Raw genomic sequence first — 16414 nt, 5'->3', positions numbered from 1 at the left:
CCGCGCCCCTGGTCCAAGGGGGCGCGGCCCTCATGCTCAAACTGCTCATTTTTCGGTGCACGCGTTGCTCAGAAACCGGTGCTCATTCGGACCATTTCTTATTGCACATCAACAATGCCCTTCACAGCAATCCGCGGCCGGGCGTGGTGCCCTGCCATCGCGTCGTCTTCGCCGACGGCAGCATCTGCGAGGGCTTCGCCTTCGGCGGGGCCGACGCCCAGCGCGCGCTGCTCGAGGACGAGGGCGTGACCTTCCGCGACGACACGCACGTCGACCTCGACGCCTGCCGCTGGCCAGCCGGCCTATAGCCTCCGCTCCTCAGGCATGGAGCCCCTCCCCCGCCGAGCAAGGCGCCCCGCGCGAGCCGGGGCGCCTGCACATCTAGGACCGGACCGCGTCGCCCCGAGAAAGGAACAGCCATGGCAACCGCGCCGTTTTGCACCTGCACCGACCACGCCTGCCCCATGAACCCCGTGAACCATGACAAGGGGTGCACCCTCTGCGTGGCGAAATGCCTGAAGGAGCGCGAGATCCCCAGCTGCTTCTTCAAGGACGTCTCGCTCGACCTGCTGCCCGGCGACGAGCAGGACTGGACCTATGCCGGCTTTGCCGCCCACGTGATGAAGCACGGCGAATAACGTCTGCAGCCTCTGCACGCGGGTGGCACCCCCTGCCCCGGCGCCGCCCGCGCCACGGCAGGGACCGCCCGCGTCGGAGCCAAACGGGTCGCCCGTGGCGCTGCGGCCCCTACCGCGCTATGACGACCTCGCGATCATCGGAGGTGACGATGGACTTGGCGGAGATGGCGGCGCCCAGATAGCGCTCCACGAGCTCGGCAAGCTCGTCGACGGCGGCGCGGCAGTCATCGACGCGCCCCGGCTCCACGCACTCCACGATGAGGAAGGCGTTGCTCGAATCGTCCGTCAACGCCGTGCGCACGCCGTCGCGCCAGTTCCAGCACCGGCACACGGCCCCCGCGTCGTCGCAGTAGCACAGCTCCCCCGGCAGCGTGGGGTCTTGCTTGCCGTCCTCGCCCAGCGGCTCGAAGGCGTCTCCGCCCTCGGTCACGGCGAGGCGCAAATCTCCCTGGAAGGCGTCGATGTCCTCCCCGCCCACCGGCAGGGCGTACTTGAGCGAGATGGCGTTATAGATGTCGACCGACGGGGTGATGGAGCCCACCGGCTTGCCCTTGAGGACGCGCTTGAGCAGGTTCTCGATCGAGCAGCGCGCGCCCTTTTTCGTCTTGAACCTGCGATAGGCGTCGCGCCATGCCTTCACCGGCTCGTTTTCCGAGATGACCTCGCTGGTCAGGTGACGCTCCGCGAGTGCGTTCGCCCGCTCGAGCAGCTGCTCGATCTGCTCGGCGTCCTCGGGCGCCACCTCGCTCGCCGGCTTCATGCCCTCGGCGACCACCACGCCGATCGCCGCATCCGGAAAGAGCTGCCAGAACGACTCCTCGGTCACAAACTTCTTCATGGAAGCGATCCTTTCTCCCCTGCGGCGAGCTCGGAGGAGCCCCCGCAGACGGCCTATGAAAAAACGCGCACACCTGCCGGCCACCTTCTTTGCCCTACGGTGCCGGCACGTGCGCGCGTACGCTGCCCCCATCCGGGGAAGGGGGCTCTATCTGTTGGAATATCTTAGCAGCTTTGTGCGCCCCGACGCCACAGAGGATGCCGGGACGCACAACGGCTCAGCGTAGCGCCTCTGCCCTTTAGCGGTGGCGCGGACGGGTCATGCTGTTCAGGTCGACGCCGGGATAGCGCTTCTCGAAGTTCTCCTTGAACTTGCCTGCGAGCTCTGCCGCGGCCTTGTCGTACGCCTCGCCGTCCTCCCAGGTGTCGCGCGGGTTCAGGATCTTGGAGGGAACGTTGGGGCAGTCGCGCGGCACGTCGACGTCGAACACGTCGTCGTGACGGTAGCCGGCGACGTCGAGCTCGCCGTTCATGGCGGCCTTCACCAGCGCGCGCGTGTGATAGAGCGCGATGCGATGGCCGACGCCGTAGGGGCCGCCGGTCCAGCCGGTGTTCACCAGATACACGCGCGTCTTGTTCTGCGTGATCTTCTCGCCCAGCAGGTAGGCGTAGACCATGTGGTCGAGCGGCATGAAGGGCTCGCCGAAGAGCGCCGAGAACGTGGGCTGGGGCTCCTTGATGCCCAGCTCGGTGCCGGCGACCTTGGCGGTGTAGCCGGTGAGGAAGTGGAACATGGCCTGCTCGCGGTTGAGCTTGGAGATCGGGGGCAGCACGCCATAGGCGTCAGCGGTGAGGAAGAGCACCACCGAGGGGGTCTCGCCCGTGCCGGACTCGACGACGCGCTTGATGTGCGTAAGCGGATAGGCGGCGCGGCCGTTCTCGGTGATGGAGCTGTCGGAGTAGATGGCGGCGCGCGTCTTGCGGTCGAGCTTTACGTTCTCGGACACGCTGCCGAAGCGGATGGCGTCGAAGATGTCGGGCTCGCGCTCGCGCGTGAGGTCGATGGTCTTGGCGTAGCAGCCGCCCTCGATGTTGAAGACGCCGCGCGGGCTCCAGCCGTGCTCGTCGTCGCCGATGAGCAGGCGCTCGGGGTCGGCAGAGAGCGTGGTCTTGCCGGTGCCCGAAAGGCCGAAGAGGATGGCGGTCTTGCCGGTGCGCGGGTCCATGTTGGCCGAGCAATGCATGGGCAGCACGCCGTCCTCGATGGGCAGCAGGTAGTTCATCATGGTGAAGACGGCCTTCTTGATCTCGCCGCAATAGCCGGTGCCGGCGACGACGATCTTCTTGCCCTCCATGTCCAGGATGACGGCAGCGGGCTCGACGCCGTCGCGGTCACGTGAGCACACATAGGTGGGAGCAGCAAAGACCATGATGTCGGGACGGCCGAACACCTCGAGCTCGTCCGAAGAGGGGCGCACGAGCATCTGGGAGATGAACAGCGCCTGGTGGGCACGCTCGCACACCACCATGACCTTGCGGGCGAACTGGCGGTCGGCGCCCGCGAAGCCGCGGACCACGAACAGGTGGCGGCGCTGCGACATGTAGCGCGTCACGTTCTTGCGCACGCGCTTGTAGGTCTTCTCGTCGATGGGCTTGTTGGTGGGGCTGTTCCAGTTGACGTTCTCGTCGGCGGCACCCGCGTCGACGATGTAGCGGTTCTCGGGGCTGCGGCCGGTGAAGGCGCCCGTGGACACGGACAGCGATCCGGTCGAGGTGAGGTAGGCCTCATGGTGGGATACGGCGTGCTCGATGAGCTTGGCGGGGCTCCAGTCAACGTGCACGCGGTCGATGTCACAGTCGATGCCCGACTCCAGCAATATCGTCTCGATCATAGGTTCACCTTTCATCCCGTAGGCGCAGGGCACGATGCCCCGCAGGCCGGTCGAACGGGCTTGCCGCGCGCCCCCGGCGCGAGGCGCTGGGGCCCGGCAGGACGTCGCCGGCAGTGACACAATCACATTTCATATACATCAACTGATTCTCTGACGCACCCCTTTATCGGGGAACGGCGGGGGCTGTCTAGACCAACGGGGCGGGCGGTATAATGACTCCCATTGCACCGACGGCGGACGCGCGACGCCCTGGATGGGAGCATCATGACCATGACGCCTTGGGACACGATTCGCAAAGAGCTCAAGCGGCGCGACGAGGGGCGGCGGGGGCCGTCGTTTCGGCGGGCGGACGACCCCGGCGTGGAGGAGGGGCCGCGCATCGACGTGCGCCCCGGACACGACGCCCTGCCCCGAGACCGCCGCGAGGGCGCCGCGCCGCGCAGGCCCCAGCGCCAGCCCTGGCTCGCCCGCATCATCAACCAATGGTGGACCCGCCTGCTGCAATCGGTCTACAAGGGCTCGCTGAGCAAACAGGAGGCGCAGTACGAGTCGCACAGCACGGGGCGCGACTACGTGTGGAACACCGTCGGCACCTCGATATGGGGCATGGTGTTCCCCGTTCTCACCGTGGTGGCGACGCAGCTCGCCGGCGCCGAGGAGGCGGGCATGTTCTCCATGGCCTTCGTCACCGGCACCCTGCTCATGATCGCCGCGAACTATGGCGTGCGCAACTTCCAGGTCTCCGACATCGACGAGGACCATTCCTTTTCGTCCTATCAGATCAACCGCTGGCTCACCGGCATCGCCGCCTTCGTGTGCGGCCTGCTGTACTGCTCGGTGCGCGGATACGACTCCCACATGCTCACCATCTGCGTGGGCGTATACGTCTATAAGCTGGTCGACGGCGTGGCAGACGTCTACGAGGGACGCCTGCAGCAGGCCGACAAGCTCTACCTTGCGGGAATCTCCCAGACGCTGCGCTCGGTGGCGGCCATCGCGGGCTTCTCCGCCCTCCTGCTCGTCACGCGCGACCTCGCGGTGGCGTCGGTCGCCATGGCGGTCGCCACCGCCGCCACGCTCGCCCTGGTGACGCTTCCGCTCGCGCTGCTCGAGACCGAGAAGTCGCGCCGCTGGGACGTGGGCGAGGTCGCCGACCTCTTTCGCCACTGCTTCCCGCTGTTTGCCGCGCTGTTCCTGTTCAACCTCATCGAGAGCGTGCCGAAGTTCGTGATGGAGGGCGCCCTCCCCTACGAGAACCAGCTCTTCTTCAACGCCCTCTACTTCCCCGCCCAGGGCATCCTGCTCGCCATCGGCTTTGTGTACAAGCCCCAGCTGCTGCGCCTCGCGAGCATCTGGTCGAACCCGCGCAAGCGCCGCCGCTTCGACTTGGTGGTCATCGCCGTCATGGCGGTCATCCTCGGCATCACCGTAGGCGTGAGCATCTTCATGGAATGGCTCGGCATCCCGCTCATGAGCTTCATGTACGGGGTCGACTTCGAGCAGTTCGGCGCGCTGCCCCACCTCATGGTGCTCGCCGGAGGCGTGACCGCGGCGATCGACTTCCTCTACGCGATCATCACCGTGCTGAGGCGCCAGGGCGCGGTCATGCGCCTGTACGCCGTCTCGTTCGCGGCGTCTGTGGCGCTGTCCCTCGTGCTGGTGAACCTCCTAGGTCTCGCCGGCGCGGTGGCGAGCTACCTGGGAACCATGTCGCTGCTGCTCGTCCTGCTGGTGATGGAGTATGCGCGCATGCGCCGCCAGATCACCCGCGAGCGCAATCCGTTCGCCTAGGGAGCAAGGGCCGGCACCGGCCGCACGGCGCCCCTGCTGGGGCGTCGAACCCTATTCGCCTTCCAGGACGTCGGCATACCAGGTGGCCCCGTCGTCCAGGCGCAGGATGCCCACCCGTCCCATCTCGTGCCCGCCCGCGGCGGCGCAGTCGATGTCCACGCGGTCGGCGACGCCTCCCGTGGCGTCGCAGGCGCCGAGCGGCGTCACCATGCCCCGTCCGTCCTCAGAGACCCCTACGCCCTCGCCCGCCTGGGCATAATAGCCAAGCGCCGTCGACGGCGTATGGCCGGCGATCACCACGGGACCGGAGCCGTCTTTGCCGACCAGCCCGGTCGGCTCCGCCCAGAAGCGATCGCGGATCCACAGGAGGTCCTGCGGGTCCTGCTGCGCCATCATATCCATGAGCTGCTCGCGAGACGCCGAGGAGGCGCCGCGGCCCTCGCTGCAGTCCACGCCCGCCGTCGCCAGGTACCCGCGCGCGGCGAGCGCGTCGATGCCCGCATGCGCCAGGATAAAGGCGCGCCCGCCCGCCTCGACGACGTCGTAGAGAGGCAGGTTCGCGATCCAGTCGATGATGTCGGAAAACTCCTCGCGCGGAAGGCGGTCGAGGCCCGGCGCCGTGGCATAGCCGCCGTTGAGTGCCCAGGTGCCCAGGTCGATGTCGCTGTCGTGGAGAAGTGCGTCGAGCATCATGCGCTCATGGTTGCCCATGAGCACGCGCACGCCGGGGATGCCGCGCACGAGCTGTATCACGCCCACGGGGTCGGGGCCGCGATCCACCATGTCTCCCAGCACGAAGAGCGTATCGGCAGGGCCGGGGGCTGCCAGCGAAAGCGCCCGGTCGAGCGCCCGCAGGTGCCCGTGGGCGTCTGAGGTCACATAGGTTGCCATGGCACGCCTCCCCATCTGTGGTGTGGACGATGCTCCTTGCATTGTATCGCGCAGAAAGCCGCTCCGAGGACGTCTCGTTAATCATAGTTTTACACTCGGATTATATGGAGCGAGTATCCAGCAGGGCTTTACTATGATAGAGTATCCCGAACCCGTAGGCGGCCCGAGGCAGACGCCGCGGCCGCCGTGCCATTCACCGAAAGGATTCCCCATGGCCCGCGTCCACAACTTCTCGGCCGGTCCGGCGGCGCTGCCGCTGCCCGTGCTGGAAGAGATACAGCAGGAACTCGTCGACTACCGTGGATGCGGCATGTCCGTGCTGGAGATGAGCCACCGCTCGCAGGCCTACGCACAGATCATCGACGACGCCGAGGCGACCCTGCGCAGGATCATCGGCATTCCCGACACGTACCGCGTCCTGTTTTTGCAGGGCGGCGCCACGCTGCAGTTCGCCGGCATCCCGCTGAACCTCATGCGCCGCGGCCGCGCGGGCTATGTGGTCTCCGGCCACTTTGCGAAGCTCGCCTGGCAAGAGGCCGCCCGCTACGGCGACGCCCGGGTGCTCGCCACGAGCGAGGACACCGGCTTCGACCGCATCCCCGACCTCTCCCGCATCCGCGAGCAGGCACGTGACCTCGACTATCTATATATCTGCCAGAACAACACCATCTTCGGCACCATGTTCCATGCGCTGCCCGACACCGGCGACACGCCGCTCGTCGCCGACGTCTCGAGCTGCTTCCTCTCGATGCCGCTCGACATCGAGCGCTACGGCCTCGTCTACGCCGGCGCCCAGAAGAACGCCGGCCCCGCGGGCGTGACCGTGGTCATCGTCCGCGAGGACCTCATCGGCGAGGGGCCGGCGCTCGAATGCTGCCCCACCTATATGAGCTATCGCCGCCAGGCGGACGCCAAATCCATGATGAACACGCCCAACACCTTTGGCATCTACGTATGCGGCAAGGTGTTCCGCTGGGTCGAGGAGCAGGGCGGCCTCAAGGCCATGGCGCAGACGAACAGCGAGAAGGCGCGCATCCTCTACGACGTCCTCGACGCCAGCGAGGTCTTCCGCCCCTTTGCCGAACCCGCTTCGCGCTCGATTGCCAACGTCACCTTCCGATGCGCCACGCCGGAGCTGGACGCCGCCTTCATCGAGGGCGCCCGCGAGCGCGGCATCGAGGGCGTCAAGGCCCACCGCCTCACCGGCGGCATGCGCGCCAGCATCTACAACGCCGTTTCCCTCGATGGCGTCAAGGCGCTCGCCGCCTACATGCAGGACTTCGAGGAGAGCCGGCGATCTAATTAGGCTAGCAGCCAACTCCAACCCAGCTGCTAGCCACCTGCCTGCAACCCCGATGCACGTGGACCGCAGGCCTCCGCACGAGCCAGATAGGTAGCCCGTGCGCCCCTTTACCGCAGTGATTCGTTCCCTGGCGCGCAGGGTTGTTGATGCGTCCCCTGCCCAGAGGCGCCGGCGGCGCCTTTGAGCGAGCAGGACCACCCGAGCGCAGGGAGCACACCGAGAACCCGATGGGAGCACCATGCGAAAGATCAAGATCATCGACGACATCACCAAAGACGGCAGCGTCGAGTTTGGCCCCGGCTACGAGTTCGTCGAGGAGGCGCAGGAGGCGGATGCCATCCTCATGCGCTCGACCGACCTGCACGGCTATGACCTGCCGACCAGCATTCGCGCCATCGCCCGCTGCGGCGCCGGCGTCAACAACATCCCCGTAGACGACTACGCAAGGCGCGGCGTGGTGGTGTTCAACTCCCCCGGCGCCAACGCGAACGCCGTCAAGGAGATGGTGCTCTGCATGATGATCCTCTCCAGCCGCGGCGTGGTGCAGTCGATGGAGTGGGTGCGCCAGAATGCCGACGACCCCGATATCATGGTCGACGCCGAGAAGGTCAAGAAGGCCTTCGTCGGGCAGGAGCTCAAAGACAAGCGCGTGGGCGTCATCGGCCTCGGCAACGTCGGCTCGAAGGTCGCCAACGCCTGCGTGCAGCTGGGCATGGACGTCTATGGCTACGACCCGTTCATCTCGGTGGAGCACGCCTGGGAGCTCAGCCGCGACGTCCAGCGCGTGGGCACGCTCGAGGACCTCTGCCGCAACTGCGACTACCTCACGCTCCATGTTCCCAGCAAGGCCGACACGGTCGGCATGATCGGCGCCGACCAGCTCGCGCTCCTGGCACCCGGGGCCATCCTCATCAACTTCGCGCGCGAGACCATCGTCGACGAGGACGCGGTGTCCGATGCCCTGCACTCGGGACAGCTCTCGTGGTTCTCGACCGACTTTGCCACCCCTAAAACGGTGCTCATGCCCAATACGTACGTGACCACCCATTCGGGCGCCGGCACGAGCGAGGCCGAGGCCAACTGCGCCGACATGGCGATCTCGGAGCTCAAGGACTATCTGGAAAACGGCAACATCGCCCACTCGGTGAACTACCCCGCCTGCTCCATGGGCAAGGCGCGCGCCGCCAGCCGCATCGCATGCCTGCACGCCAACGTCCCCAACATGATCGGACAGATCACGGCGATCCTCGCCAAGGACAACGCCAACGTGCAGCGCATGGTCAACGAGAGCGCCGGCGAGAACGCCTACACCATGTTCGACACCGACGAGCATCTCGAGCAGTCGACCATCGAGGCGCTCAAGCAGATTCCCGCCGTCTATCGCGTCCGCGTGATCAAGTAGGGATCGGCAGCCGCCATGTGAGACAACGGGACGAAGGCGCGCCCTCGGGCATGCGTTCGTCCCGTTTTGCGTCCCTGCGGTATCATGGGGCGCATGCAACCTGCCCGAAAGGAGCCCCATGCGCGTCCTCCCCTTCCCCTGCACCCGACCGGCACCCGAACACGCCGCCGATGTCGCGGCGCTGCCCTACGACGTCTTCGACCGAGCCGAGGCGGCGGCCTATGTCCAGGGGCGCCCCCTCTCGTTTCTGAACATCGACCGCCCCGAGACGCAGTTTGGCCCCGATGAGGACATGTATGCGCCCGAGGTCTATGAGAAGGCGTCCGAGCTTCTCCAGGGACGCATCGCCGACCACACCTTCTTCCAAGACGCCAGCCGCAGCTACTACCTCTACGAGCTCTCCTGGCAGGGCCGGACCCAGACGGGGCTCGTGGGCGTCTGCTCCATCGACGAGTATGAGTCGGGCGTCATCAAGCGCCACGAGCTGACCCGCGAGGAGAAGGAGCGCGACCGCATCGAGCACATGCGCGCCCTCGGCTACCAGACCGGACCGATCTTCCTCACCTATCGCGACCAGCCGGTGCTGGACATCATCATCGGCGCCGCGAAGTCCGCGACCCCGCTGTACCGCTTCACCGATGACGAGGGCGTCGCCCAGACCGTGTGGGAGATCAAGCGCCCCGATGCCGTCGAGGCCATCCATGCCATGTTCGAGCAGATTCCCTGCGCCTACATCGCCGACGGCCACCATCGCACCGCCTCGGCGGTAAAGGTCGGGCAGGCAATGCGTGAGGAGGCGAAGGCTGCCGGCACCTTCACGGGCAAGGAGCCCTTCAACTACTTCCTCTCGGTGCTGTTCCCGGCAAGCCAGCTCACGGTGCTGCCCTACAACCGCGTGGTCTCCGACCGCGGAGGCCTCACGGTGGCAGGGCTCATCGCCCAGGCGATGGCGGCGGGCTTCGCGATTGAGGAGAGCCCCCGACCCGTCGAGCCCGAGCGCCATGGGGAGATCGGCATGTATACCGACGGACGCTGGTGGCGCCTCTCGCCCGGCGCCAACCTTGCCGCATCCATCGAGGCGGCATCCGAGGGCAATCCCGTGGCCGCCCTCGACGTGACCCTGCTCCAGAGCACCCTCCTTGGTCCCGCGCTCGGCGTCGAGGACCCAAGGTGCGACCCGCGCATCTCGTTTGTGGGCGGCATCCGCGGAACTGAAGAGCTCGAGCGGCGCGCGGGCGCCGAGGGCGTCGCGTTCACCCTGCACGCCACCGGCATCGACGAGCTGCTGGCCGTCGCCGACGCAGGCATGCTCATGCCGCCCAAATCGACCTGGTTTGAACCGAAGCTCAGAAGCGGGCTGTTCCTCCACCGCATCAAATAATCCCTGCATCGGGGCGGGGCGCCGCGGAATCGACCGCATCGCCCGCCCCGATCTTGGCCCGTCCTTCGCATGAACATGGCGAGACGGAACGGAACATCTTGAATCTCTCGCTCGTTTATTACACGAGGAGATGATTTACATGGCACCTAAGCTTCAATCAGACGATTTCGTAGAGCACGCCCTCTCCCGCCATGGCGACGCGGTCTTTCGACTTGCGCTCAATCAGCTGCGCTCGGCTGCCGATGCCCAAGATGTGGTACAAGACACCTTTATCCGACTGCTCACCGACGAGCTCCTGGCCATGACGGAGAAGGCGGATGAATCCAACTGGAACGAATACCTCGCCGCGCATGCCGCGTGCGCGGTCCAGCAGCTCGACGGACGGGTGCTGACCATCACCGCGACGTCCCCCGCCGGCCAGACCTTCACCCAGCGCTACCGCATCATTCCCGTCGAGGGATTTGAGGAGGCGTTCCGGGCGAACCTTGAGGCCACGCTAGACGCCGTTGACGCCGGAGCCGACCCGGCCGAGGCATCCAGCGAGCCGTTGTTCATCCTCGAGCAACTCGGCTAGCTTAGGCGGGCATACGCAAGCCCCCTCGGTCGAGCCGGTTCGAGCCGAGGTTCAGAGGCGAGCTGCCCCCGCCGCGCGCTCAACGCAAGCGGCCCGCACCCCTCGGGATGCGGGCCGCGGCCATCTTGTGGGACGATCGCCGCCGGCAGACGGCAGCGCCTCTACATCGCGCGGTTCTTGGCTGCCGCGGCGCGGGCGGCATCGATCACCGCGGCGCGCATCCCGCCGCGCTCGAGCGCGGCGACGGCCTCGATCGTGGTGCCCGCGGGACTCGACACCATGTCCTTGAGCACCGCCGGATGGGTGCCGGTCTCCAACAGGTATTTGGCCGTGCCCAGAACCGCCTGCTCGGCGAAGGTGTATGCCTGGGCGCGCGGCATGCCCTCGGCAACCGCGGCATCCGCCAGGGCCTCGATAAAGACGCACACGTAGGCGGGCGAGCTGCCCGAGGCGGCGATCACGGCGTCGATCAGGTGCTCGGGCACCACCTCGGCGCGGCCGAGCGCATCGAAGATGCGCTTCACCTGGTCCGTCTCGTCCTCTGAGACGTTGGCGTTGGGCGACAGCGAGCTCATGGCGGCGAGCACCGTCGCCGCGAGGTTGGGCATGACGCGGACGATCTTGCGCCCCGCCCCCAAAAGCCCCTCAAGGCGCTCGAGCGAGACGCCGGCGGCGATGGACACCACGATCGCGCCCTCGTCGACCGCATGCGCAAAGGCGCTCACGGCGTCGTCCAGATACTGCGGCTTCACCGCGATGAGCACCATCTTCGCGCCGCTCACGGCCTCGACGTTATCGCAGGTCCCCGCGCAGCCCAGCTCTGCCGCAAGACGCTTCTGAGACGCCTCGGACACATCGGCGACCACCAGGTCCCGGGGCGCGACGAGCCCGGAGCTCACCACGCCCTTCGCGATGGCGCTGCCCATGTTGCCGCAGCCGATGAGTGCCAGTTCCTTAGCCATATCCATATCCTTTCGGTCGGTGTCAGCATGGTAAAAGCGTATAAGGGGGCGCCTGGGAGAGCCTAGAACGCCTGCTCCGTTCGGTTGATGATCTCGTCTTGCAGCTCGCGCCCCAGGTTGCACCATTTCTCGGAGAAGCCCGCCACGCGCACGATGAGATCGGGGTAGCGCTCGGGGTGCCTCTGCGCATCGATGAGGGTGGCACGGTCGACGATGTTGAACTGGATATGATGCCCGTCCAGGTCGAAGTAGGTGCGAACGAGGTCGGCGAGGTTGTCCAGGCCCTTCTCCCCCTCGATGGCGGCAGGCGCGAACTTCTGGTTGAGCAGCGTCCCGCCCGTCGCGGCGTGGTCCATCTTCGAGCAGGACTTGATCACCGCGGTGGGTCCCTGCGTGTCGGCCCCGCGCTCGGGCGAGATGCCGTCCGAGACCGGCTCGCCGGCGAGCCTGCCCGAAGGCGACGCGCCCGTGACCTCGCCAAAGTAGATGTGGCAGGTCGTGGGCAGCATGTCGATGCGCCACTCGCCGCGCCGCATGTTGGGACGTCCCGTCACCGCATCGTGGAAGTGGTCGAACACGGCGCGCATGATGGCGTCCGCATAGTCGTCGTCGTTGCCGAACTTGGGCGTCCTGCGGCTCACCAGGTTCTTCATCCGCACGTACTCGGCGCCCTCGAAGTTTGCCGCCAAGGCGCCGAGCAGCTCGTCCATGGTGAAGCGCCGCTCGTCGAACACGTTGTATTTGAGCGACGCGAGCGCGTCGGTGATGGAGCCGATGCCCACGCCCTGCAGATAGGTGGTGTTATAGCGCGCGCCGCCGGCGTTGTAGTCTTCGCCGCGGGCGATGCAGTCCTCGGTCATGAGCGACATGAACGGCACGGGGTTCAGCTGGGCGCACAGGCGCGTGTTGATGTTCGAGCCGCGGACCTTGATGTCGATGAAGTAGTCCATCTGGCGCAGGTAGGCGTCCATGAGCTCGTCGAACGACGAGAAGGAGCGCGGGTCGCCCGTGGTGAGGCCGATGCGCTTGCCGGTGCGCGGGTCGACGCCGTCGTTCAGGGTGATCTCGAGGATCTTCGGCAGGTTGAAGTAGCCGGTGAGCGGGTAGGCCTCGTATCCCCAGCAGCCCGTCTCCACGCAGCCGGAAGAGCCCCCTCGGCGGGCGTCGGCGAGCGACTTGCCCGCATTGAGCAGCTCGTCGATGATCTCCTCGGTGTTATAGAACGCGGGCTGCCCCCACCCGGCGCGCGCCACCTCGCAGGCGCGGCGCAAAAACGCCCGCGGCGTCTTGCGCGAGATCTGCACGTTCGAGTTGGGCTGGATGAACATCATCTCGTCCATGCAGTCCAGAATGAGGTACGAGACGTCGTTCACGCCGTCCGCTCCGTCGGGCGTGATGCCGCCGGTGTTGATGTTGGCGAAGTCGCTATAGGTGCCCGACTCCTTGAGCGTGACGCCCACCTTGGGCGGCGCCGGCTGGTTGTTGAACTTCACCCACAGGCATTCGAGCAGCTCCAAGGCCTGGTCCCGCGTGAGGCGGCCGGCGTCGACGTCGGCGGCATAGTAGCCGATCAGATGCTGGTCGAGGCGGCCCGGCGTATAGGCGTCCCACGGGTTGGTCTCGCTCGTGATGGCCAGGTGGATGAACCAGTAGCGCTGGATCCACTGCCAGAAGGTGCGCGGGCGCCCATGGGCGACCACGCGGCAGTTCTCAGCGATCTGCGCGAGCTCGGCGGCGCGTGCCGGATCTGCCTCCTCGGCCGCCATGCGGCCGGCAAGCTCGGCATAGCGCGTCGCGAGCACCTGCACGCCCTCGAGGGCGAGCAGCATGCCCGAGAGCTCCTGCCGCTTCTCGGTCGCATGCTCGTCCGCGAGATAGTCGAGCGCCTCGATCGCGCCCTCGATGTCTCCGCGGATCTCATCGAAGCCCGCATGCGCCCCGCGCTCGGACCCCAGGCAGGTATGGCCGCCCGCACGCTGCTCGTAGAACTCGGTGAAGATACCCGCCTCGAAGGCGTCGTGCCACGCCGGCGTCTGGGCCTCCATGATGCGCTCGCGCGAGGCGCGGCGGCACCAGAACGGGATCACGATGTCGCGCTGGGCGGCAAGGTCGTCCTCCGTGACGCAGAAATTCACCTGCTCGCGGTCGTTCATGTTATGCATGTCCTCGAGCGTGTGGCAGCACAGCTCGGGGAAGGTCGGCGCCGCCTGGGGGCCGCGTCCCTTCTCGCCCACGATGAGCTCGCCCGGCTCGATGCGTATGGTCTTCTCGGCAAAGTAGTCGCGCAGGACCATGCCGCGGAGCTCGGGCTGGGAGAGCTCGCCCTCGTGCGCCAGATACGTCTTGGTCTCGATGAGCGCGCGCTCCATGTCGAGGTAGGGCTGCGTCGTCTCGCTTTGATGGCGCAGCTTCTTCACGCGGTCGTTCATGCCGCGGTCGTCCTGCCAGGTGGCATGCGAGGTGGTGCGGCTCGGGGCCCCATGGACGCGAATCGAGCCAAGCGCCCGGTCGATCAGGTCGAGCTGGGCGCGCTCGAGGTCGAAGAAGGTCCCCGCGAAGGTCGGCTCCGCGGGCGCATCGGCGGCAGGGACGCCGACATCCCCCTCTGTCATGAGCGGCTGCGCCGCGTCCTCGGCGCGCGATCCCGCGAGCGCAGCGGAGCCGGTCTCTTCATACGTTCCCATACTCAGCCCCCTATCTCGACGTCGGAGAAGCCGGCGTCCAAGAACCGATCTCGAATAGATGCGAGCTCATCGTCCGCGGGCACGCGAAAATCCTCGCGCGGCACCCGGTCGAGGCGGCGATACTTTCCATTGCCCGCTGCATGATACGGTAGCAGACTCACGGGCACCGTACCCACCCGCTCCAAAAGGAGTCGAATCGTAGCATCGATGCACGCCATGTCGTCGTTCACCGGGCTCACGAGCGGCATGCGCACCCGCACCGCCGCGCCCGAGCGCGCAAGATGTCCCAGATTATCCCAAATCCGCATGTTCGACGAGCCGGTAAGACGCCGATGGAGGACGTCGTCCGCCGCCTTGATGTCGTAGAGCCACAGATCGACGTCGGGCAGCAGGCGCTCGATGCGCTCCCAAGGCACGTCGCCGCACGTGTCGATTGCAACCCGGATGCCCCGCGCGTGCAGGCGCGAGCAGAGCTCGGCAAGATAGCCCTCCTCCTGCGCCAGGCACTCCCCGCCCGAGAGCGTCACGCCTCCGCCAGAGCGCTCGAAGAAGGAGCGGTCGCGGAGAAGCTGCTCCACAAGCTCCCGCGGCTCGGCGGCAGGCTCGCCCGCGACCTCGCGACATCCCTGGGCGCACAGGTCCACGCACTCCCCGCACGCGCGGCACCGATCGCGGTCCAAACGCGCGCGGCCTCCATCGTCGAGCGCGATCGCCCCCTCGGGACACGCGTCGATGCACATTCCGCAGCCGGCACAGCGCGACGAGTCCACCAGAAGCTCCGGGGCATATGACTGCGATTCGGGGTTGTGGCACCACGCGCAGCGCAGCGGGCAGCCCTTGAAGAAGACCGTCGTGCGAATGCCCGGCCCGTCGTGGGTCGAGAAGCGCTGGATATTGAAGATGGTCGGGGTTGCGCCCATGCAGGCCTCCTGGCGGCTCGGTGAAAGCAGCGCCCACCATTGTAGCGGCATCGGGCGCGCAACGGCCCGCGCAACGCCCGCCCTGCGGCATTTCTGCCGCAGCCTGCACGCGATGGAGCCGAAGCCCTGCCGAGAACCCCTTCCCGCCGCGCCCCCGACGCCCTCCTGGACCTTCGCGCTACCTGCTTGTCCGCACCCAGCACCGGTCATAGTCGCGCAGCATCAGAAACATCATCGCCACGCCAAAGGCAAGCGGGCGGGCGTCTCCGTCTTCAAGCTCGATGCCATAGACCGGCCTGCCGGCGCCGCGCAGCGCCCGCACCGTCGCGATGCGCTCCTCATGGCGCCAGATGCTGAACTCGTCGCCCAGCACCGCGCCGTCGACGCCCACGCCCTCGCCCTCGATGGTATACACATAGCGAAAGTCTGCAGGCTTCCACTCGCGCTTCACCTGGACGCGCTCGAACCCCGGGACGCGCAGCTGGTACACCGGATCGAACAGCGCCCTTCCGCGGTGAATCGTGCCCACGACCTCGCCGGCACGGTTCTCGATGCGGTAATTGCTCATGCTGAGCAGAGCGAATGTACGCACCAGGCGAAACTCCGGGACGCCGTCGTGCGACGCCTCGATACGCTCGTAGTTGCCGAACACCTCGTTGCCCTGCGGCTCTGGCATGGTGAGGGTGATCGATGCGGCATCATCTTCCGCTTCGGATCCGTTCTGCGAGCCGTCGCCGGCAGCATCCCCCACCTTGGAATCATCCTTGGGGAACTCCGGCCCTACCACCAGCAGACGGTTGCGATCGCGCGCGATGGCCTGCGCCATCACGTTTGCGTCGCCCTTCACCATCTCGTCGATCGTAATGCCGAACAGGGCGCTCATGAGAATGAAGCTTTGGATATCCGGGGTCGTCGCGCCCGTCTCCCAGTTCGACACCGTGTTGCGCGAAACCCAGATGGCATCCGCCAGGTCTGTCTGCGACATCCCAAGCGCCTCGCGCCCGCGCCTGATCTGCTCCCCCACGTTCATGACGACACCCCTTTCGCCTCGCCGTGCCTCACGCGGCTACCTTCCGTGTACCCCCACTGCAGCACAAACGAAGCGGACGCGCTGCCCAAAACCTTTGGCATAGCGTCGCAGGGCGCATCGACACCCCATGTCTCGCACGGCTCATCCTTGACCTTACCGTTACGTAAAG

General features: G+C 66.8%; 14 protein-coding genes. 7 read left to right on the top strand and 7 right to left on the bottom strand.

The features are described 5' to 3' along the window. Window positions 1–8 precede the first annotated feature (8 nt). Window positions 9–308, top strand: a complete 300-nt coding sequence (locus tag H6A15_RS08790; protein ID WP_239462481.1) for an MGMT family protein — start codon at window positions 9–11, stop codon at window positions 306–308. A 111-nt stretch (window positions 309–419) separates the two neighbouring features. Next, window positions 420–638: a DUF6485 family protein gene (locus H6A15_RS08785; RefSeq protein ID WP_204673379.1), complete on the top strand. Its 219-nt coding sequence runs from the start codon at window positions 420–422 to the stop codon at window positions 636–638. Between the two features lie 109 nt (window positions 639–747). On the opposite strand, the gene H6A15_RS08780 is transcribed toward H6A15_RS08785, so the two are convergent. Both H6A15_RS08780 and pckA read right to left on the bottom strand, forming a co-directional pair. Then, complete coding sequence (locus tag H6A15_RS08780; RefSeq protein ID WP_204673378.1) at window positions 748–1476, bottom strand: B3/B4 domain-containing protein; 729 nt, start codon at window positions 1474–1476, stop codon at window positions 748–750. Window positions 1477–1714: 238 nt separating this feature from the next. Then, complete coding sequence (gene pckA / locus H6A15_RS08775) at window positions 1715–3307, bottom strand: phosphoenolpyruvate carboxykinase (ATP) (RefSeq protein WP_204673377.1); 1593 nt, start codon at window positions 3305–3307, stop codon at window positions 1715–1717. Between the two features lie 264 nt (window positions 3308–3571). On the opposite strand from pckA, the gene H6A15_RS08770 reads away from it, so the two are divergent. Then, window positions 3572–5098: a lipopolysaccharide biosynthesis protein gene (locus H6A15_RS08770; protein WP_204673376.1), complete on the top strand. Its 1527-nt coding sequence runs from the start codon at window positions 3572–3574 to the stop codon at window positions 5096–5098. 51 nt (window positions 5099–5149) lie between these two features. On the opposite strand, the gene H6A15_RS08765 is transcribed toward H6A15_RS08770, so the two are convergent. Further along, entirely contained in the window at window positions 5150–5989 is an 840-nt protein-coding gene (locus H6A15_RS08765; protein ID WP_204673375.1) for a metallophosphoesterase, read from the bottom strand. Between the two features lie 211 nt (window positions 5990–6200). Here H6A15_RS08765 and serC point away from each other — a divergent pair, with 211 nt between their 5' ends. The 4 genes from serC (at window position 6201) to H6A15_RS08745 (ending at window position 10649) form a co-directional block, all read left to right on the top strand. Continuing rightward, window positions 6201–7295, top strand: a complete 1095-nt coding sequence (serC, locus tag H6A15_RS08760) for a 3-phosphoserine/phosphohydroxythreonine transaminase (RefSeq protein ID WP_204673374.1) — start codon at window positions 6201–6203, stop codon at window positions 7293–7295. A 235-nt stretch (window positions 7296–7530) separates the two neighbouring features. Continuing rightward, on the top strand, window positions 7531–8694 hold the full coding sequence (locus H6A15_RS08755; protein ID WP_204673373.1) for a phosphoglycerate dehydrogenase: 1164 nt from the start codon (window positions 7531–7533) through the stop codon (window positions 8692–8694). 118 nt (window positions 8695–8812) lie between these two features. Further along, the gene (locus H6A15_RS08750) at window positions 8813–10075 is read left to right on the top strand and encodes a DUF1015 domain-containing protein (protein WP_204673372.1); all 1263 of its coding nucleotides are present in this window, start codon (window positions 8813–8815) and stop codon (window positions 10073–10075) included. A gap of 139 nt (window positions 10076–10214) precedes the next feature. Further along, window positions 10215–10649: an RNA polymerase sigma factor gene (locus H6A15_RS08745; protein WP_204673371.1), complete on the top strand. Its 435-nt coding sequence runs from the start codon at window positions 10215–10217 to the stop codon at window positions 10647–10649. A gap of 161 nt (window positions 10650–10810) precedes the next feature. Here H6A15_RS08745 and proC read toward each other — a convergent pair whose 3' ends face one another. The 4 genes from proC to H6A15_RS08725 form a co-directional block, all read right to left on the bottom strand. Further along, on the bottom strand, window positions 10811–11611 hold the full coding sequence (proC, locus tag H6A15_RS08740; RefSeq protein WP_204673370.1) for a pyrroline-5-carboxylate reductase: 801 nt from the start codon (window positions 11609–11611) through the stop codon (window positions 10811–10813). Between the two features lie 62 nt (window positions 11612–11673). Then, the gene (gene hypD / locus H6A15_RS08735; protein WP_204673369.1) at window positions 11674–14295 is read right to left on the bottom strand and encodes a trans-4-hydroxy-L-proline dehydratase; all 2622 of its coding nucleotides are present in this window, start codon (window positions 14293–14295) and stop codon (window positions 11674–11676) included. A 2-nt stretch (window positions 14296–14297) separates the two neighbouring features. Next, a complete protein-coding gene (locus H6A15_RS08730) occupies window positions 14298–15215 on the bottom strand; it encodes a glycyl-radical enzyme activating protein (protein ID WP_204673368.1) in 918 nt (305 codons plus the stop codon). A 178-nt stretch (window positions 15216–15393) separates the two neighbouring features. Continuing rightward, window positions 15394–16245, bottom strand: coding sequence for a helix-turn-helix domain-containing protein (locus H6A15_RS08725; RefSeq protein ID WP_204673367.1), 852 nt, complete (start codon window positions 16243–16245; stop codon window positions 15394–15396). Window positions 16246–16414 lie beyond the last annotated feature (169 nt).

Origin of the sequence: Enorma phocaeensis (genome assembly GCF_016901575.1) — a bacterium.
Taxonomy (GTDB): Bacteria; Actinomycetota; Coriobacteriia; order Coriobacteriales; family Coriobacteriaceae; genus Limicola; species Limicola phocaeensis_A.
The sequence above is the reverse complement of the archived record's forward strand: the minus strand, read 5'-3'. Positions and strand labels throughout refer to the sequence as shown.